The following is a 17,489-nucleotide window of genomic DNA, read 5'->3' on the forward strand; positions in this document are numbered from 1 at the left end:
CCCGCAGCGCGCAAGGTCGAATCGGAGCGCGCGGGCGGGATCGGAGCAGAGGGTGCCCTAATGTAGAGCCATGCTCTCCACACCCCGCCTCCTCGCCATGTGCGCCGCCGCGTGCCTTGCGGCCGGTACCCTCGGCGCCTGCGCAGGGCCGCGGTCTCCGCAGCTCACCACCACCGCCGCCGAGCCGCTGACCGAGCTAGCCGGCAAGCCGGATGGCTTCACCCCGACCGACGACGGCGCCACGCTCAGCTTCGGCGAGACTGCCTACGTCGTCACCACGGGCTTTGATACGGGCCTTCCTGTCTATTGGGAGGTGAGGGTGGATTCACCCCGCACCCTCACCGTCGACCAGGTCACCGAGAACATCGGGCAGGACCCGGCCATGATCGGACGGCCCGCCCCGAAGCAGCGCGGCTCTGGATCTTCAGGGTCCACTGGGGCCTCTGACAGCGACGATGAGACCACCACGAGCGCCGCGCCGCCACCCGAGAGCTTCGCGGGGTTTTCCTGCTTCGTCGCCACCTTCACCCCGGTCGCCTTCGGCACCGACGGGGCGGACATCTCGGTGGCGCTGCCAAGCGTCACCCCGGTTGATGACGCCGGGCTGCGCGCAAACTTCGTCGAGCGCGACGACAACCTCTACTGCGGGTTGGAAAGCAACGATCCGCTGCCCGCCTACACGGGAGATATCACCCTCGGCCGGAGCTACGAGCGGGCGGTTGTGACCTGGGCCGGCAAGCGCGATCGCGGCATCGTCGGCACCGGTGTGGAGCTTGCCACCGTGGTCAGCCCTCGCAACACCGCCCAGCCCGCGCAGACGATCCGCTGGCAGGACTAGGTTTTTCTTAGAGGATCTCGCCTGGGGCGTAGGCGGCGGCGCCCGGGTGGGCGTCGACAAGCGATTGAATGCGCGCGAGCACGCGGTCGACCTGGGAGCTCGCCGCCCCGATGAACGCATTGCGGTCCGCGAGTGCCTTGTCGAGGTCCGCGCGGCCAAGCGGCAGGCGCTCGTCGGCGGCGAGACGTTCAATGAGGTTTTGCTCCGCGCCGCTCTCGCGCATATCCAGCGCCATGGCCACCGCGTGCTCCTTGATCACCTCGTGGGCGGTCTCGCGGCCCACGCCCGCGCGCACGGCCGCCATGAGGATGCGGGTGGTGGCGAGGAACGGCAGGTAGCGATCGAGCTCGCGGGTGATCATCGCGGGAAACGCCCCGAACTCGTCGAGGACGGTGAGGAAGGTCTCCAGCTGACCGTCGATGGCGAAAAACGCGTCCGGCAGCGCAACCCGGCGCACGACCGAGCAGAACACATCGCCCTCGTTCCACTGCTGGCCGGCAAGATCCGCGACCATGGTGAGGTAGCCGCGCAGGATGACCTGGAAGCCGCAGACGCGTTCGCAGGAGCGGGCGTTCATCTTGTGCGGCATGGCCGAGGATCCGACCTGGCCCTCCTTGAAGCCCTCCGTGACGGTCTCATTGCCCGCCATGAGGCGGATGGTTGTGGCAAGGCTCGACGGGCCGGCGCCGAGCTGTACGAGAGCGGAGATGGCCTCGAAATCCAGGCTGCGCGGGTAGACCTGCCCGACGGAGTCGAAGGTGCGATCGAAGCCAAGGTGGCGGGCAATTGCGTGCTCCAGCTCACCGAGCTTGGCCTCGTCGCCGCCCATCAGGTCGAGCATGTCCTGAGCCGTCCCCATCGGGCCCTTAATGCCGCGCAGCGGGTAGCTCGTGAGAAGCTGCTCGATGCGCTCTGTGGCGATGAGAATTTCTTCGGCGGCGGAGGCAAACCGCTTGCCCAGCGTGGTCGCCTGCGCCGCGACGTTGTGCGAGCGCCCGGCCATGACGAGGTCCTTGTACTGCTCCGCGCGGTTGCCCACGGCCTTGAGCAGCGCGATCGCCTTATTTCGGGTGAGCTCGAGCGCGCGCATGATCTGCAGCTGCTCGACGTTTTCGGTGAGGTCGCGGCTGGTCATGCCCTTGTGGATGTGCTCGTGGCCGGCCAGCGCGTTGAACTCCTCAATGCGCGCCTTGACGTCGTGGCGGGTGACCTTTTCGCGCTCGGCGATACTCGCCAGATCAACCTTGTCGACGGCCTCCTCGTAGGCCTCAATGGCCTCATCCGGGATCTTCACCCCGAGGCCCTTCTGGGCCTTCATCACGGCGATCCAAAGCTGGCGTTCCAGCACGATCTTGTGCTCGGCGCTCCACAGCGACGCCATCTCCGGCGAGGCGTAGCGGTTGGACAGGACGTTTGCGTTCATCGGCTTCACAGACACGGGCTCCATTATTCCACGCCGCCATAACATCGTCCCCATTTCGCACATGTGTTCTATTTTGTGGGGTACGTGTCGCGACAGGACTCTACACTGAGTCCATCTTGAGGAAAGGAGGGGAACCATGACCGCAATCGCTTCACTCGTAGCCACAATCGAGTCCGCGTTCAACGAGCTGAGCTCGCTTTTCGACGACCCCTCCGCCCTCCACTTCGACACCATCCGCGCAGATATGGAACGGCTGGAGAAGGCGGCCAACGCTAAAGCCTTCATCGACGCCTCCTTCGCATACATCTGCGACCGCGACGGCGCAGGCCGCTCGGTCGGCGGGCGCCACGCCAACGACTACCTCGAGACGGCCCTCGACCTCTCCCGCGCCGAAGCCTTCCGCCGGATCAGCCGCGGCCGCGACCTCTTCGCGCCACCACCGCCGCCCCCGCCTCCACCACCGCCGGGCGGTAACGACGACCCTCTTGGCGTCGGCGGCTGCTCCCCCGACCCCGGCGAGTCGCAGAAAAAGGCCCGCGAATCCTCCCGCGGGATCGGTGCAGAAAAGCAGGGAATCATCGACTCCGAGCTGCGTGGCCTGTCCAAGGAGGCGTCGTGCGAGCGTGCAGCGATCCACGCCCGTGCCTTAGCGGAGGCGAAGGAGCGCCCCGCGAGCGACCTGCGCAAGCTCGTGCGCAGCCTCGTCAACAAGGCGAACCGCGCCCACCGCCCGCCGGCCGACCCGAATGCAGGCTACGCGGCCCGCGGCATCAAGGCCGGGCCGCAAAAGGCGGACGGGACCTTTGACGTCACCGCGACGATGACCGCCGGGCACTGGGCCCTGTTTAAGGCCCTGCTCGACTCGGATTCCGGCCCCGGCTCGAACACGGGCGGGCCATCGTCCGAGGACTCACGCACTCCCACCCAGCGACGCTTCGACCAGTTCTGGCGCATCCTCGGCCAGTACGAGGCCGACCGGCAGGTCAAAAACCGCGGCGCCGCCTCCGTCGCGCTCGCCATCACCCTAGATGACCTCGCCGACGCCGACCACCACACGACGTTTATGACAAACGTGGGGGTAGAGCTCTCCTGTTTCGACCTCATCCGCCTCGGCATGGGCGGCACGGAGGACTTCATCGTCCACGTCGACCGGGTGACCGGCATCCCGATCTCGCTGGGCCGCACGAGGCTCGCCAGCGTGGAGCAGCGCATCGCCATGCTCGCCGTCCAAGGGGTATGCGCCTGGGTCGGCTGCGACGTGCCTCTGTCGGAGACCGAGGCCCACCACATGCTGGCCTACGTCCAGGGCGGCAACACCGACCTGCCGAACCTCGCCGGGCTGTGCCGACGCCACCACTCGTGGAACAACGACTCCCGGGACGGCCACGCGGGCAGATCCCACGTGGTGAGGTGCTCCGACACAGGCCGGATCGGGGTGGTCTCCCCCGACGGCACCATCGCCTTCAACGAGACCGTCTCCTACCACCACTCCCCCGGTGCGAAGCTGAGACGGCGCCCCAGCCCCGCTGGCCGGGAGCCCGATCCCCCGCTTTTTCGGCCCCCGCCAGCGCCTAGAGCGAGATCCGCCCCTCGATAGCCGCCCGGGCAATGTCCCGGCGGTAGAACGAGCCTTGCAACTCGACCTTTTCCACCTCCGCGTAGGCCGCCCCAACGGCCTCCGCCAGCGTGCCTCCCTGCCCGAGCGCGTTGAGGACGCGACCACCCGCCGAGAGATACGAACCGTCGCGGGAGGTCGTTCCCGCATGCAGGATCCGTGTCGGGTCATTGAGATTGTCCCCGCTCAGCGCATCCCCTGTCCGGGGCGCGGCGGGGTAGTTCTCCGCGGCGAGCACGACGGTCGCGGCGTAACCTTGCTTCCACCGCAGGGCGGGCAGGTCGGCGAGGGTGCCGGTGGCGACGGCAAAGAGGGCGTCGACAAGCGGGGTCTCGAGCAGCGACAACACCGCCTGCGTCTCGGGGTCCCCGAAGCGGGCGTTGAACTCCACCACCGCCGGGCCCTGCGGCCCCCACGCCGCACCCACGTAGAGGATGCCCTGGTAGGGGATGCCGCGGGCGACCATTTCGCGGGCAACCGGCTCGGCGATCGACTCCACGATGCGCGAGACCCCATCCTCGGGCAACCACGGAAGCGGCGCGTAGGCGCCCATACCCCCGGTGTTGGGGCCTTGGTCACCATCGAAGGCGCGCTTGTGGTCCTGCGCCGGCAGCAGCGGCACGACCGTCTCGCCGTCCACCAGGCAGAACAGGGAGACCTCGGGGCCTTCGAGGAAGGACTCGAACAGCACGGGGTTGCCCGCCTCGATCACAGCGCGGGCGTGCGCGGCAGCTGCCTCGCGGTCGTCGGTGACCAGGACTCCCTTGCCGCCGGCCAATCCGTCGTCCTTGACCACGTAGTGCGGGCCGTAGGCGTCGAGCGCCTCCTCGATCCCCGCTGCATCGCTCACGCGCGTCGCCGCCGCCGTGAGCACCCCCGCCGAGGCCATGACCTCCTTCGCGAAGGCCTTCGAGCCCTCCAGCTGCGCCGCTGCCCGCGACGGGCCGAAGACGGTGAACCCCGCATCGCGCAGCGCATCGGTGGCCCCGGCCACCAACGGGATCTCCGGGCCGATGACGACGAGCTCCGCCTCGATACGGCGGGCGAGTGCCACCACCGCCTCCGGGGAGGCGACGTCGACGGGGTGGACCTCGGCCAGGTTCGCCATGCCGGCGTTTCCGGGCGCGACGAAGAGTTCGTGGCCACAAAGCCCCTTGAGCAGGGCGTGTTCGCGGCCGCCCGAACCGATAACGAGGATGCGCATGGCCTCCAATCTACAGGTAGCCTGGGGGAGCATGAGCACCGTGTTTAGCAAGATCATCGACGGGGAGATCCCGGGCCGCTTCGTCTACCGCGACGACACCGTCGCTGCGTTTCTCACCATCGAGCCCATCGCCTACGGCCACACCCTCATCGTGCCTATCGAAGAGGTCGATCGGTGGACCGACCTCGACCCGGCCACCTGGGCGCGGATGAACGAGGTCGCGCAGAAGATCGGGGCGGCGATTATCGACTCCTTTAACGCGCCGCGCGCCGGATACCTCATCGCTGGCTTCGAGGTCCCCCACGCCCACATCCACGTCTTCCCCGCCCGCGACATGAGCGGCTACAGCCTCGCCAACGTCATGCGCGCCGAGGACACAGACCCCGCGGAGATGGACCAGGCGGCCGCCGCGCTGCGCGAGCGCCTCGGCGTCGGCGAGGACGGGCGCGCGACCTCCTAGGCCATCGGCAGGGAGAGCGTGAAGGTCGATCCTTTCCCGGGCGCTGTCTTGACGGTGATCGCCCCGCCGTGGGCCTCGACGATGGACTTCGTAATCGCCAAACCCAGCCCCGACCCGCCGCCGCCGGCCCGGTTGCGGGAGGTATCGGCGCGGTAGAAGCGCTCGAAGATGTGGTCGGCGTCCTCCTGGCGCATGCCCACCCCGTTATCGGCGACGTCGATAAAGACCTTATCTAGGTTCTCCCGCAGGGTGATGGTGACCTCGGCGTCGGGCCCGCCGTGCTTAAAGGCATTGCTTACCAGGTTGAGCATCACCTGGTGCAGCCGGTCGGGATCGCCCTTGACCATGGGCACGTTCATTGCCTCGTTCTCGACGGTGAGAGTGCGGCCGGGGAAGGCCGCACGCGCGGTGCTCTTGACGGAGGAGACCACGTCGAACATGTCGACCTCGCGGGTCACGAGGCGGGCCCCCTCGGCGCGGGTGAGCGCGAGAAGGTCCTCGACGAGGAGCTTCATGCGGGCCGATTCCTCGTCGATTTTCGCAACGACCATGTCCGGGTCGTTGACGATGCCGGAGCGGTAGAGTTCCGCGTAGCCGCGCAGGCTGGTCAGCGGGGTGCGCAGCTCGTGGGAGGCGTCCCCGACGAAGCGGCGCATCTGCTCCTCCTTCGCACGAGACTCCTCGATCGATTCTTGCAACTGCGCGACCATGGTGTTGACCGCGTAGGAGAGCTTTCCCACCTCCGTCTCGCGGGACCAGGCGGGCACGCGGCGCTTCATGTCGCCGTCGGCAATCGCGAGGGCGGTGCCCTCCACAACGCGCAGAGGGGCGAGGGCGCGACGGATGAAGAAGTTTCCTGCGAACCCGACCACGATGACGGTCACGGTCCCGATCCCGAGCAGGACAACGGCGAGCGAGGTGAGCATGCGCTGCTCCACCTCGAGCGACTTGGCCACGTACTCGATGCTGCCGTCGGGGTTTCGCATCGCTATCGCGCGCCACTCCCCCTCCTCGGTGCTGCCCGGAGCCGAGGGGATCGTCTGCGGGCCGAAACCCTCCATCTCGAAGAAGTCCGGCCGCTCGGTCGAGCGGAACCCGTAGTAGTGGAGGCCTTCGACGCCGGGGTAGCTCACCGCCTGGCTAAACTCCGTCGGCGCTCCCAGCGCCGGCCAGGGGGTCGGTTGCCCGACCCAGGTCTGCAGCCCGGCGCGCAGCTCGTCATCCGCGCGCTGGAGGAGCAGACCGCGCATGAGCGTGTGGATTGCCAGCGAGCTCAGTCCCATGCCAAGCACGGCGATGATCAAGATGAGGGCGACGAGGCGCTTCTGCAGCGGGATCTGGCTGACCCGGGACTGGGTGGAGATGCTGGGAATGGAGGCGGGGTCGGGCGTCGCGCGCGAGGGCTGGCCCATCGGCTACTGCCGCGGGGTGCGCAGGACGTAGCCGACGCCGCGCACGGTGTGGATGAGCGGAACCTCGCCGGTATCGACCTTGCGGCGAAGATACGAGATGTAGGACTCCACGACGTTGCCGTCGCCGCCGAAGTCGTAGTGCCAGACGTTGTCGAGGATCTTCGCCTTCGACAACACGACCTCAGCGTTAAGCATGAGATAGCGCAGAAGGTTGAACTCGGTGGGCGAGAGTTCGATGATCTCGCCGGACTTGGTCACCTCGTGGGTGTCGTCGTTAAGCGTCAAATCCGCGTAGCGCAGCGTGGCGTCGTTGTCGTCGCCGTCGGTGACGTTGCCGCGGCGCAGGATGACGCGCAGACGGGTGATCACCTCCTCGAGGCTAAACGGCTTGGTCACGTAGTCGTCCGCGCCGATGGTCAGGCCGTGGATGCGGTCTTCCACCGCGTCCTTCGCGGTGAGGAAGAGCACCGGGCCGTCGAGACCCTCGCTGCGCAGCTTGCCCAAAAGCTCGAAGCCGTCCATCCCCGGCATCATGACGTCGAGGATGTAGGCATCGGGCCGGAAGTCGCGGGCGAGCTTGAGCGCCTCCGGGCCCGAGTTGACGCTTTCGACCTCGAAGCCCTGGAAGCGCAGGGAGACGGTGAGGAGCTCGACGATGTTGGGTTCGTCGTCAACCACTAGGACCTTGACGCCATCGTTAGTATCGGCCATGGTGTTCCTTTCAATCCGATCTGTCCCGAACAGTATCCTCCCAAATCCTGGACGTTTGCTGTAAGCCTCGCGTCGGATCTGTTCCCAATCTGCTGCGGGTACACTGCGGCTAATGCGTTGGGGATTATTAGCAGTGTTGTCGGCCGGCCTCTTGCTCATCGGGCTGGATAACTCGATCCTGTATACCGCAATGCCGACGATCGCGCAGCAGCTCGGCACCTCCCCGCAACAAGACCTGTGGATCATCAACGCCTACCCCTTGGCCGTCGCTGCCCTCATGCTGGGCACGGGCCCGCTCGGCGACAGGTATGGCCACGCGCTGCTCTTCTCCATCGGGCTTATCGCCTTTGGTGTGGCCTCGGTGTGTTGCGCGGCCGCCCCCACCCCGGAGCTCCTCATCGCCGCGCGCGGCCTGCTCGGGGTAGCGGCCGCGGTGATGATGCCGCCCACGCTCGCGCTCATCCAGCAGACGTTTGTCAACGCCCGCGAGCGCAACACCGCAGTGGGCATCTGGGCCTCCGCGTCCACGGTGGGTGCGGCCGCCGGCCCCGTCGTCGCCGGCCTGTTGCTCGAGCGGTTCTGGTGGGGCTCGATCTTCCTCGTCAACGTCCCCATCGTCGCTGCCGCGCTCGCCGCGCTCGCGTTTATCCGCCCGCGCAACCTGCACCGCCCGGGCTCGCTTATCGACGCCCCCTCGGTCGCCCTCTCCGCGCTCACCCTCATCTGCTTCACCCTCGCGCTGAAGGGCCAGCCCCTCTTCGCCGTTCCTGCGGTAGCCGGCGGGTGGCTCTTTGGGCGTCGCCAAGCGCGGCTCGAGCGCCCCCTGCTTCGCCTCGACCTGTTCGCCAACCGCACGCTCACGGGCGGGGTCGTTGCTGCAGGCTTCGCTTACCTCGGCGTGGCGTCCGTGGAGTACCTCGCCACCCAGCGCTTCCAAACGGTAGCGGGCTTAAGCCCGCTCGAGGCCGGCGCGCTCGTCGCCCTCGTGGTCGTGGCCGCGCTGCCGTCCTCCATCCTCGCCGGGGCGCTGCTCCACCGCACCGGCTACCTCCCCCCGATCGTCGGCGGGAGCCTGCTGGCCGCGGCCGGGGTCGCGCTCGCCGCACTCAACGTCGATCACACGCCCACGTTCCTCGCCGCGATGCTCTGCCTCGGGGCCGGCACGGGCGGCGCGTTTTCCGCCGCGTCGACCGCGATCATCTCGGCCGCGCCTCCGCACCACGAGGGCATGGCCGCCGGGGTCGAAGAGGTCACCTACGAGCTTGGCGCGCTCGTCGGCGTCGCCTTCATCGGCACCTGCGCCGCGACGCTGGGCGCCCACCTCACCGAGCGCGGGCTCGAGCCCGCTGAGGCAACAGATGCCGCTTTCGCCGCCTCGCTCGGCGCGGTCGCCGCGATCTTGGCGGCCACCGCGGCGGCGAGCGCGTGGCTCTTCGCCCGGCGTTAGCGGAGTATGGAGCTGGAGACGAGACTTGAACTCGCAACCTACGCATTACAAGTGCGTTGCGCTACCGATTGCGCCACTCCAGCAATGCTGGATAATCCTACACGGCGGCGGGGCGGGTGCGTCAATGGCGGCCACCGGATAGGGTGAACCGTGTGACGCAAGGGGTTTTTTCGCGCCTGGGGGCGCTTTTTGAGGGCGCGACGGGCAGCCGCGGCGCCGTAGCCACCATCGACGAGGTGCGCACCTCTCCCCCGCCCTCGGTGCTCGCCCCGATCGACCTGCAAGACCCCGCCCAGGTGGCGGCGGTGATGAACATCGCCGCCCGGATCGGCTCGATCCTCATTACCAACGGCACGACGAGCTCCGATGCGCGCGCCTCCATCCACACCGTGACCTCGTCCTACGGGCTGCACTATTGCCACATCGACATCACGGTGAACACGATGACCATCCACACGATCATCGGGGTGGACCGGCGCACCCCCGTGAGCGTGTTTCGCGTGGTCACCGACCTATCGGAGAACTACCACAAGCTCCAGGAGGTCGACCGACTCATCCGCTCGATCCGCTCCGGCGCCACCCCTCCCGAGGTCGCGGAGAAGATCCTCGACGACATTGAGCGCTCCTACATCCCGTACCGCAACCTGCGCTTCCTCGGTGGCTGGGCGGTGATGGGATCGGCGATCGCGATCCTTCTGGGCGGCGATGTGTTCATGGCGGCGCTTGGCGGTTTCACTGCGTTTTTGATCATGGGCATCAACAAGATCCTCTCCCGCAACGACCTGCCGTACTTCTTTCACTGCGTCCTCGGCGGGCTGCTGGCCACAATCCCGGCGCTGATGTTCTACAACTTCTCCGCCCAGATCGGCCAGCCGATCGTGCCCAGCCAGGTCATCGCCACTGGCATCGTGGTGCTGCTCGCGGGCCTCACCCTCGTGCAGTCGCTTCTCGACGGCATCACCGGCGCCCCGGTGACGGCCTCGGCGAGGTTTTTCCAAACCATGCTCCACACCGGTGGCATCGTCGCCGGCGTGGCCACCGGCATCACGCTCGGCGAGATGTTCGGGGTAGGCCTGCCGCCGCTGGAGACCATGCTGGGCACCCCGACGTTCGGATCGGCCGTCGCCCGCGTCCTCGGGGGCACCGTGGCCGCCTCGGCGTTCGCGGTGACCTGCTTCGCGGAGCGTCCCGCCGTGTTCGTCTCGGCCGCCACGGCGCTGGCCGGTTCGGTGATCTACTACGTCTTCCTGCTCCCGCTCGGCACCGACCGCCTGCTGGCCACCGCGGCGTGCGCCGTCGTCATCGGGCTTGCCGGCGGGCTTATCGCCCGCCGATTCATGATCAACCCGGTGATCACCGCGGTGGCCGGGGTGACGCCGTTTTTGCCTGGCTCGGGGATCTATCGAGGCATGTACGCGATCATGAACGAGCAGATGGTGGTGGGGATGACCAACCTGTTCATGGCGGTGGGCACGTGCATGGCGCTCGCGGGAGGGGTGGTCTTCGGCGAGTGGATGGCGCGCCGCATCCGCCGCCCGCAGCTCTTTACCCCCTACGCCGCCTTCCGCCGCGCCGGGCGCGTCACCTTCACCCAGATCCGCCGCGCCGAGCAGGCCGCCCGCCGCGCGACGCGCCCGAAGCGCGGCGGGTCGACGCGGCTGCCGCGCCCCACCGAGCGAGCCCCACGCGACGCAGCGCGTGACACCCCCAGTGGCGTAGAATAATGTTTTTGGTATAGCCCCCGAGCCTGGACGAAGGAGAGCCCCGCAGTGCCACCGAAGATCACCGACTCCCGCCCTTCCCCCGACGCGGTCCACACCGTTGAGGAGCGTACGGCGGCCGAGGCCCGCAGGATCGTGGCAACCTACGCCGAGGATCTTTTCGACGGCGTGACGCTGATGTCCATGCTCGGCGTCGACCCGAAGGGCTTCGTGTACAAGAAGTACGCCGAGGAGCACGAGGCGCAAGCGGCCTCTGAGGCCGAGGCAGAGGCAGGGACGGCCGCCACGAAGAAGACCACCAAGAAGGCCGCGAAGAAGACCACCAAAAAGACGACAAAGAAGGCCACCAAGAAGGCAACGAAGAAGACCACCAAGAAAACCGTAAAGAAGGCCACCTCGACCGCGCCCGACGAATCGTAGGGCCGGGGAGATGACGCGCGACAACGCGTTTGTCGTGGTGGCCAACCGGCTTCCGGTTGACCGCACAGCAGCCCCGTCGGGGTGGCAGGCCTCCCCCGGCGGTCTCGTGGCCGCGCTCGCCCCGGTCCTGCGCGAGCGCTCGGGCTGCTGGGTGGGGTGGCCCGGCGAGCCCGACGTAGAGATTGCCCCCTTCGAGTTCGAGGGCATCTCGCTGCGTCCCGTTGCGCTCAGCGCGCGGGAGTTCGAGGACTTCTACGAGGGTTTTTCCAACTCCAGCCTGTGGCCCCTCTACCACGACCTCATCGTCGCCCCGTCCTACGAGGCCGCGTGGTGGGAGGCGTACCAGGAGGTCAACCGGAAGTTCGCGGATGCTGCCGCGGCGGCCGCCGCCCCCGGCGCGACGGTGTGGGTACAGGACTACCAGCTCCAGCTCGTGCCCGGGTTGCTCAAGCAGGCCCGCCCCGACGTCACAGTGGGATTCTTCCTCCACATCCCGTTTCCCTCCCCCGACCTCTTCCGGCAGCTGCCGTGGCGCGACGAGATCACCCGCGGACTCGCCGGCTGCGACCTCATCGGGTTCCAACGCGAGGAAGACGAGCGCAACTTCCGCGCCCTCGTCGGTCCCTCCGGGCCGAGGTCTGGCACCTTCCCCATTTCCATCGACCCGCAGGCGATCCGCCCGGGCGGGCAGGAGGACGTCGAGACGCTGCGCGAGCGGCTGGGCGCCCCTGAGACAGTCATGCTCGGGGTGGACAGGATGGACTACACCAAGGGCATCCTGCAGCGGCTCTTGGCCGTAGAGTGCCTGTTAGAGCAGGGCACGCTTGGGCGCGTCGCTGTCGTCCAGCTCACCACCCCGTCGAGGGAACGCATCGAGCACTACCAGCAGACCCGCCGCGAGGTCGAGGAGGCGGTGGGGCGCATCAACGGGCGCTTCGGGGAGGTCGGCCGCCCGATCGTGCACTACATCCATCGCCCCGTGCCCAAGGCGGAGCTGGGAACCTACTACCGCGCTGCCGACGTCATGTTGGTCACTCCGTTTAAGGACGGAATGAACCTGGTGGCCAAGGAGTTCGTCTCCTGCTGCGCCGACGACGCGGCCCTGGTGCTATCCGAGTTCGCGGGGGCGGCCGTCGAGCTCGACCGCGCGCACTTGTGCAACCCCTTTGACGTGGGGTCGATCCAGGAAGCGATCACTGCCGCCGTGGGTGACCACCGGGACGCGCGGGTGGACGACATGCGCGCGATGCGCCGCGCCGTCCTCGGCCACGACGTCTTCGACTGGGCTCGCGAGTTCTTGGGGGCGCTATGAACTCCCGGCGTGCACCGATTGCGCTCGCGCTGGCGGCCTCGCTGGCGCTTCCCGGCTGCGGCAGCGACGCGCAGGACTCCCCGCTTATCGGGCAGACCTGGCAGGTGGTGGCCGTGCACACCGATCCCCTGTGGCCCGGCGAGCTGCCGGCGGATGCCGCGGGCAAGGCAGAGCTGCGCGTGAGCGGATCCTCGCTGCGGGCAACGACGGGCTGCGCACCGCTGCGAGCCAGGGTTGAGAGGGGCGATCAGGACCCGGACCGCCTCACTCTTCACGAGGTCGAGCTCGGTGAGGTGGGCGCGTGCGACGGGGGTTCGCGCCACGTCCACGACCAGCTCACCGGACTGTTGACGGAAGGGGCCCAGTTCGACGTGCGGATGTTCGGCGAGCGGGAGGCGACGCTGACTGTGGTGGGGGATGCGGTTGATCGGGCGTCGATAAGGGTGATGGCGCTGTGACGGGCCTCGACGCCGCGGTTGAGCGTATCGCCGCCGCCCCGCGCCTTCTCGTCTGCGTCGACTTCGACGGCACCATCTGCGAGCTCGGCCCCGACCCTTACGCCGTGAGCGCGCACCCGGGGGCGATCGAGGCGCTGACGTCCCTCATGGCGCTGCCCGCCACGCAGGTCGCCGTGCTCTCCGGGCGCCACCTCGACGGCCTGCGGCGCGTCCTGCCGCTGGGGGATCCGGCGGTGATCGTCGGCTCCCACGGCGCCGAATCCGCCCATCCCCCGGTGCTGAGTAAGGCGGACGCCGCCTACCTTGCCGACATCGAGCGCCGCCTCGAGCGCCTCGTCGTGCCCGGCGCGTTTGTCGAGGTCAAGCCCTACCAGCGCGTGATCCATGCCGCCCGCCTCGCCGAGCGGGACCCGGATGCGGCGCAGGCCGTGCTCGAGCGCGCCCGCGCCATCGACACCGGCGGCAGGCCCGTGGTCGAGGGGCACAACATCGTGGAGTTCTCCGCCCTCGAGGTGACGAAGGGCTCGTGGCTGGGCGAGCACAAGGCGCTTTTCGACGCCACCTTCTTCGCCGGGGACGACCGGACCGACGAAACCGCCCTCGGCGTGCTCGGCCCGGCGGACGTCGGGGTCAAGGTCGGCTCGCAACCCTCGATCGCCGCCCACCGAGTCACGGGCGTCGAGGAACTTGCCGGGGTGCTCGGGCGCCTTGCCGCGGCGCGCTCACGGTTCGCCCGGCGATAAGACGCGTCGGCAGGATCACCTCGCGCGGAGCCTCGCGGCGCGGGTCGCGGGATTCGATGAGCGAGCGCAGCATCGCCCCGGCCGCCTCCCCCTTGCCCACGTTGGGCTGCTCCACGGTGGTCAGGCCAGCCGCGCGCGCGGCTGCCGTGGCATCGAAGCCCGTGACCGAGAGCTCGCCGGGCACGTCTATCCCCGCCGCCGCGCAGTAGTCCAACACCCCGAGCGCCATCGAGTCGGTGGTGCACAGCACCGCCGTGAGCTCGGGGTGGGCTGTAAGGAGCTCGCCGGCGCCCCCCGCGGCGCTGTCCCTGTCATTGAGGTGGCGGGTCACGATCGGAACATCCCCCACCCCGGCGGCGTCGAAGACGTCGAGGGCGCCGCGCACCCGCGCGCGTTGGACGTGGAGGTCGGCGTCGGCGAGCTCGGGGCGGTTAACGGGGCCGTTGCGCGGGGTGGAGAACAGGCGCTTGGTGAGGATTCCGATGTGGCGATGCCCGGCGTCGATAAGCACGCGCGCTGCCTTTGTGATGGCGGCTGCGTCGTCGATGCCCACGAAGTGCGCGCCAGGCTCACCGGTCGGCTGGTCGCACACGACGACCGGCAGGCCGCGCTCGTAGGCGGCTTTGAGGTGGGGATCTTTCGCGGGGACCGAATAGACGATAAACCCGTCAACGATAGCGCCCGTGACCAGCGCGGGGTTGGCCTCTTCCGGGCCCACGGGGATGAGGGTGAGGCATAACCGAGTCTGCCGGGCGAGACCGGCGAGGAAGTCGACGGATGCTTCGTCTTCGAAGGCGAAGTGCAGTGCCTCGGTAAGGATCACTCCGACGGCCCCCGCGCGGCGCGTGCGTAGCGAGCGCGCCGTCGGGTCCGGCCCCGAATAGCCCCGCTTCCGGGCGGCGGCGAAGATGCGTTCCCGCAACTCCTCCGAGAGCTGGTCCGGCCTGTTGTAGGCGTTGGAGACGGTGGTGCGGGACACGCCGAGCTCCGCGGCGATTGAGGCCAGCGTGTTCGGGGAGACGCGCCGCGGGCGGCGGGACCGTTCGGGCATGCGTGCTATCCTAACAGTGCCAATAGGCTTTCAATTGAAATAACTTTTCATTAGTGTTTAAATAGGCTTTATGCTTTCGACCACACCTATGCGCGCGGCCTCCCTCGCCGTCGCCGCTTCAGCGTCCCTGTTCATCGCGTCCTGCTCCGCAGGCAACGCGCCGTCAGATAACGCGGCACCGCAAGCTAGCGGCTCCCCCGAAGCCAAGACCACCACCGTGGTAGCAACCACCAACGTGTGGGCTGACGTCGCCGGCGCCGTGCTCGGCGAGGAGGTCCCCGCCGTCATCTCCAACCCGGCAACCGACCCCCACGAGTTCGAGCCCTCCGCCGCGGACCTGGCCAAGGTGACCGAGGCGGGCCTGCTCGTCGCCAACGGCGGCGCGTACGACAACGCCATCTACAGCGCCGCCGACCCCGCCAACGTCATCAGCGCGATCCCGCTCGTCGACGGCGCCCACGCGCACGCCGGGCACGACCACGCAGGGCACGATCACGCCGGCCACGACCACGCGTCCGAGGAAATGCCGGCCGGCCACGAGGGCGAGAGCCCCGAGGAGCACGCGGCGCACGCCGGGCACGACCACGCCGGGCACGACCACGCCGACGGGGAAAACGAGCACGTCTGGTACGACACCAAGACCGTGCGCGAGGTCGCGGACAAGCTCGCCGCCGACGCCGAGAAGGAGGGCCACGACGCCGACACCGCCGAGGTGACCAAGCGGCTCGATGCGATCCAGTCCAAGCTCGACGCCCTGCCCGGCGCCCGCGTCGCGCAGACCCACCCGATCGCCGACGCGATCATCGAGGCCACCGCTCTCAACGACGTCACCCCGGCCGAGTTCCGCCAGGCCACCCTCAACGAAAACGAGCCCGCCAGCTCCTCGGTCGCCGAGCTGATCACCATGATCGAAAACGGCGAGGTTGATCTCGTGATCAACAACCCGCAGACCCCCGACGCGCTCACCGAACGCATCCTCGAGGCCGCTAAGGCCAAGGGCGTGGCCGTCGTCGACATCGCGGAGACCCCGCAGGGCGGCGCCGACTTCTTCGACTACTTCGACGAGATCGCCGCGTCCCTGGCCGAGGCGTTGAAGGCATAGCACCCGGTACCCGCACGTGCACGACGTCATCGCCCGCCTGAATAACCTTTCGGCCGAGCCGCTGTGGTCCGGGGTCTCCCTCGAGATCACCCGCGGCGAGTTCATCGCAGTGCTCGGCCCGAACGGATCCGGCAAGTCGACGCTTTTGACCACCATGCTCGGGCTGCGCCAGCCCAGCGGCGGGAGCGTGGACATGCCGGAGCGCGTGGGGTTTATCCCCCAGCAGCGGATGTTCCCGCGCTACTTGCCGGTGCGCGCCCGCGACATCGTCTCGCTCACGCTCTCCCACGGCCTGCTCGCGGGCAGGCGGGCGCGGCGTGGGGACGTCGATAAGCTGCTCGAATCCGTCGGCGCAGGCCACCTCGCGGATGCCCGAGTGGGCATCCTCTCCGGCGGCCAGCAACAGCTCGTGCGCCAGGCCCAGGCCTTCGCAAACGACCCAGAGCTCATTCTTGCCGACGAACCCTTGCTCTCCCTCGACGCCTCGCGCCAGCGCGAGACCGTCGAGCGCCTCGCCTCGGCTCGCGCCGCGGTGGTCATGGTGACCCACTCGATCGACCCCGTCATGGAGGTGGTGGACAAGGTGCTCTACCTCGGCCCCCACGGACACGTCGTCGGCCCCGCCCGCGAGGTGCTGCGCTCCGACGTGCTCAGCGAGCTCTACGGCACCCACGTCGACGTGCTCAGCGTCCACGGAAAGACGGTGATTGTATGACCCGCGTGGTGAGCGACTTCTACGCCGATACCGTCCACCTCCTGACCTTCGACTTCGTCGTTACCTCCCTCATCGCCTGCGCCCTGCTGGGGCTGCTCTCCGGCGTCCTGGCCCCGCTCGTTGTCATCCGCCAGATGTCGTTCGCGGTGCACGCGACCTCGGAGCTGGCGATGATGGGCGCGGCGATCGCGCTCGTAGCCGGGGTCAATCTCTCCTTCGGCGCGATCGCCGGGTCGATCACCGCCGCGACGCTGTTCGTCCTGTTAGGGCTGCGCGGCGGGAACGACTCCGCAATCGGCGCCGTGATGAGCTTCGGCATGGGCGTCTCCGTGCTGTGCATCTACATCTACCCGGGTAACTCGACGAAATCGATGTCGCTGCTCACCGGCCAGATCGCCGGTGTGAGCAACGCCAACGTCATCACCCTGGCGGTATTTACCACCGCCGTCATCGCCGCGGTGGCGCTGCTTTGGCGCCCGCTGCTCTTCGCCTCGATCGACCCGGTGATGGCCGCCGCTCGCGGCGTCTCCGTGCGCTTCTACGCAGTCGCCTTCGCCGTGCTGCTCGGTCTCGCCGCCGCGCAGGCCGTGCAGATCGTCGGCGCGCTGCTCGTCATGGCGCTGCTGATTACTCCGGGCGCCTCCGCGGTGGCGATTACGGATAACCCGCTGGCCGCCGTCGGCTACTCCACCGCCTTCGCCCTGACGGCGTCGGTGGGCGGGATGCTGCTCTCGCTCGCGCCCGGCATCCCGATCAGCGTGACGGTCGCGTTTGTCTCCTTCGGCATCTACGTCGCCTGCCGCGCGGTCGAATACGCCCGGGCGGGCCGGTTGCGCGCGCACATCCCCGCCTAGGCA

At 68.5% G+C, this 17,489-nt stretch carries 17 protein-coding genes and 1 tRNA gene; 12 read left to right on the forward strand and 6 right to left on the reverse strand.

The window, feature by feature from the left end; translation table 11 throughout:
• Positions 1-70 precede the first annotated feature (70 nt).
• Positions 71-838: a hypothetical protein gene (locus C3E79_RS09190; protein ID WP_108404634.1), complete on the forward strand. Its 768-nt coding sequence runs from the start codon at positions 71-73 to the stop codon at positions 836-838.
• 7 nt (positions 839-845) lie between these two features.
• Here C3E79_RS09190 and purB read toward each other — a convergent pair whose 3' ends face one another.
• The gene (gene purB / locus C3E79_RS09195; protein ID WP_179948278.1) at positions 846-2,285 is read right to left on the reverse strand and encodes an adenylosuccinate lyase; all 1,440 of its coding nucleotides are present in this window, start codon (positions 2,283-2,285) and stop codon (positions 846-848) included.
• 112 nt (positions 2,286-2,397) lie between these two features.
• On the opposite strand from purB, the gene C3E79_RS09200 reads away from it, so the two are divergent.
• A complete protein-coding gene (locus C3E79_RS09200; protein ID WP_108404635.1) occupies positions 2,398-3,858 on the forward strand; it encodes an HNH endonuclease signature motif containing protein in 1,461 nt (486 codons plus the stop codon).
• Here the strand turns inward: C3E79_RS09200 and purD are convergent.
• Positions 3,833-5,080 carry a phosphoribosylamine--glycine ligase gene (gene purD / locus C3E79_RS09205; protein WP_108404636.1) on the reverse strand — a complete coding sequence of 416 codons (1,248 nt, stop codon included), beginning with the start codon at positions 5,078-5,080 and terminating at the stop codon, positions 3,833-3,835. The genes C3E79_RS09200 and purD overlap by 26 nt on opposite strands.
• Before the next feature lie 31 nt (positions 5,081-5,111).
• Here purD and C3E79_RS09210 point away from each other — a divergent pair, with 31 nt between their 5' ends.
• A complete protein-coding gene (locus tag C3E79_RS09210; RefSeq protein WP_108404637.1) occupies positions 5,112-5,540 on the forward strand; it encodes an HIT family protein in 429 nt (142 codons plus the stop codon).
• Here the strand turns inward: C3E79_RS09210 and C3E79_RS09215 are convergent.
• Complete coding sequence (locus C3E79_RS09215) at positions 5,537-6,952, reverse strand: sensor histidine kinase (protein WP_108404638.1); 1,416 nt, start codon at positions 6,950-6,952, stop codon at positions 5,537-5,539. The genes C3E79_RS09210 and C3E79_RS09215 overlap by 4 nt on opposite strands.
• A gap of 3 nt (positions 6,953-6,955) precedes the next feature.
• A complete protein-coding gene (locus C3E79_RS09220; protein ID WP_108404639.1) occupies positions 6,956-7,663 on the reverse strand; it encodes a response regulator transcription factor in 708 nt (235 codons plus the stop codon).
• A gap of 112 nt (positions 7,664-7,775) precedes the next feature.
• On the opposite strand from C3E79_RS09220, the gene C3E79_RS09225 reads away from it, so the two are divergent.
• Complete coding sequence (locus tag C3E79_RS09225; RefSeq protein ID WP_108404640.1) at positions 7,776-9,110, forward strand: MFS transporter; 1,335 nt, start codon at positions 7,776-7,778, stop codon at positions 9,108-9,110.
• Between the two features lie 7 nt (positions 9,111-9,117).
• Here the strand turns inward: C3E79_RS09225 and C3E79_RS09230 are convergent.
• Positions 9,118-9,193: transfer RNA gene (locus C3E79_RS09230), tRNA-Thr, on the reverse strand.
• A 69-nt stretch (positions 9,194-9,262) separates the two neighbouring features.
• On the opposite strand from C3E79_RS09230, the gene thrE reads away from it, so the two are divergent.
• From thrE to C3E79_RS09255, 5 genes are read left to right on the forward strand one after another with little or no spacing between them, the layout of a single operon-like run.
• Positions 9,263-10,834 (forward strand): threonine/serine exporter ThrE, encoded by a 1,572-nt coding sequence (gene thrE, locus C3E79_RS09235; protein ID WP_412778859.1) that lies wholly within the window; start codon positions 9,263-9,265, stop codon positions 10,832-10,834.
• A 45-nt stretch (positions 10,835-10,879) separates the two neighbouring features.
• The gene (locus C3E79_RS09240) at positions 10,880-11,251 is read left to right on the forward strand and encodes a histone (RefSeq protein WP_108404641.1); all 372 of its coding nucleotides are present in this window, start codon (positions 10,880-10,882) and stop codon (positions 11,249-11,251) included.
• 10 nt (positions 11,252-11,261) lie between these two features.
• Positions 11,262-12,563, forward strand: coding sequence for an alpha,alpha-trehalose-phosphate synthase (UDP-forming) (locus C3E79_RS09245; RefSeq protein ID WP_108404642.1), 1,302 nt, complete (start codon positions 11,262-11,264; stop codon positions 12,561-12,563).
• Positions 12,560-13,021 carry a hypothetical protein gene (locus tag C3E79_RS09250; RefSeq protein ID WP_108404643.1) on the forward strand — a complete coding sequence of 154 codons (462 nt, stop codon included), beginning with the start codon at positions 12,560-12,562 and terminating at the stop codon, positions 13,019-13,021. The genes C3E79_RS09245 and C3E79_RS09250 overlap by 4 nt, the downstream gene beginning before the upstream one ends.
• The gene (locus tag C3E79_RS09255) at positions 13,018-13,764 is read left to right on the forward strand and encodes a trehalose-phosphatase (protein WP_108404644.1); all 747 of its coding nucleotides are present in this window, start codon (positions 13,018-13,020) and stop codon (positions 13,762-13,764) included. Before C3E79_RS09250 ends, C3E79_RS09255 begins: the two co-directional genes overlap by 4 nt.
• On the opposite strand, the gene C3E79_RS09260 is transcribed toward C3E79_RS09255, so the two are convergent.
• Positions 13,691-14,815, reverse strand: coding sequence for a LacI family DNA-binding transcriptional regulator (locus tag C3E79_RS09260; RefSeq protein WP_108404645.1), 1,125 nt, complete (start codon positions 14,813-14,815; stop codon positions 13,691-13,693). The genes C3E79_RS09255 and C3E79_RS09260 overlap by 74 nt on opposite strands.
• A 70-nt stretch (positions 14,816-14,885) precedes the next feature.
• Between C3E79_RS09260 and C3E79_RS09265 the strand changes: the two genes are divergently transcribed.
• The 3 genes from C3E79_RS09265 to C3E79_RS09275 are packed head-to-tail and all read left to right on the forward strand — an operon-like array spanning position 14,886 to position 17,486.
• A complete protein-coding gene (locus C3E79_RS09265) occupies positions 14,886-15,917 on the forward strand; it encodes a metal ABC transporter solute-binding protein, Zn/Mn family (RefSeq protein WP_108404646.1) in 1,032 nt (343 codons plus the stop codon).
• A gap of 16 nt (positions 15,918-15,933) precedes the next feature.
• Positions 15,934-16,632 carry a metal ABC transporter ATP-binding protein gene (locus C3E79_RS09270; RefSeq protein WP_179948279.1) on the forward strand — a complete coding sequence of 233 codons (699 nt, stop codon included), beginning with the start codon at positions 15,934-15,936 and terminating at the stop codon, positions 16,630-16,632.
• Positions 16,629-17,486 carry a metal ABC transporter permease gene (locus C3E79_RS09275; RefSeq protein WP_179948280.1) on the forward strand — a complete coding sequence of 286 codons (858 nt, stop codon included), beginning with the start codon at positions 16,629-16,631 and terminating at the stop codon, positions 17,484-17,486. Before C3E79_RS09270 ends, C3E79_RS09275 begins: the two co-directional genes overlap by 4 nt.
• The last annotated feature ends 3 nt before the right edge of the window (positions 17,487-17,489 follow it).

It is taken from the genome of Corynebacterium liangguodongii (assembly GCF_003070865.1).
Classification (GTDB): Bacteria; Actinomycetota; Actinomycetes; order Mycobacteriales; family Mycobacteriaceae; genus Corynebacterium; species Corynebacterium liangguodongii.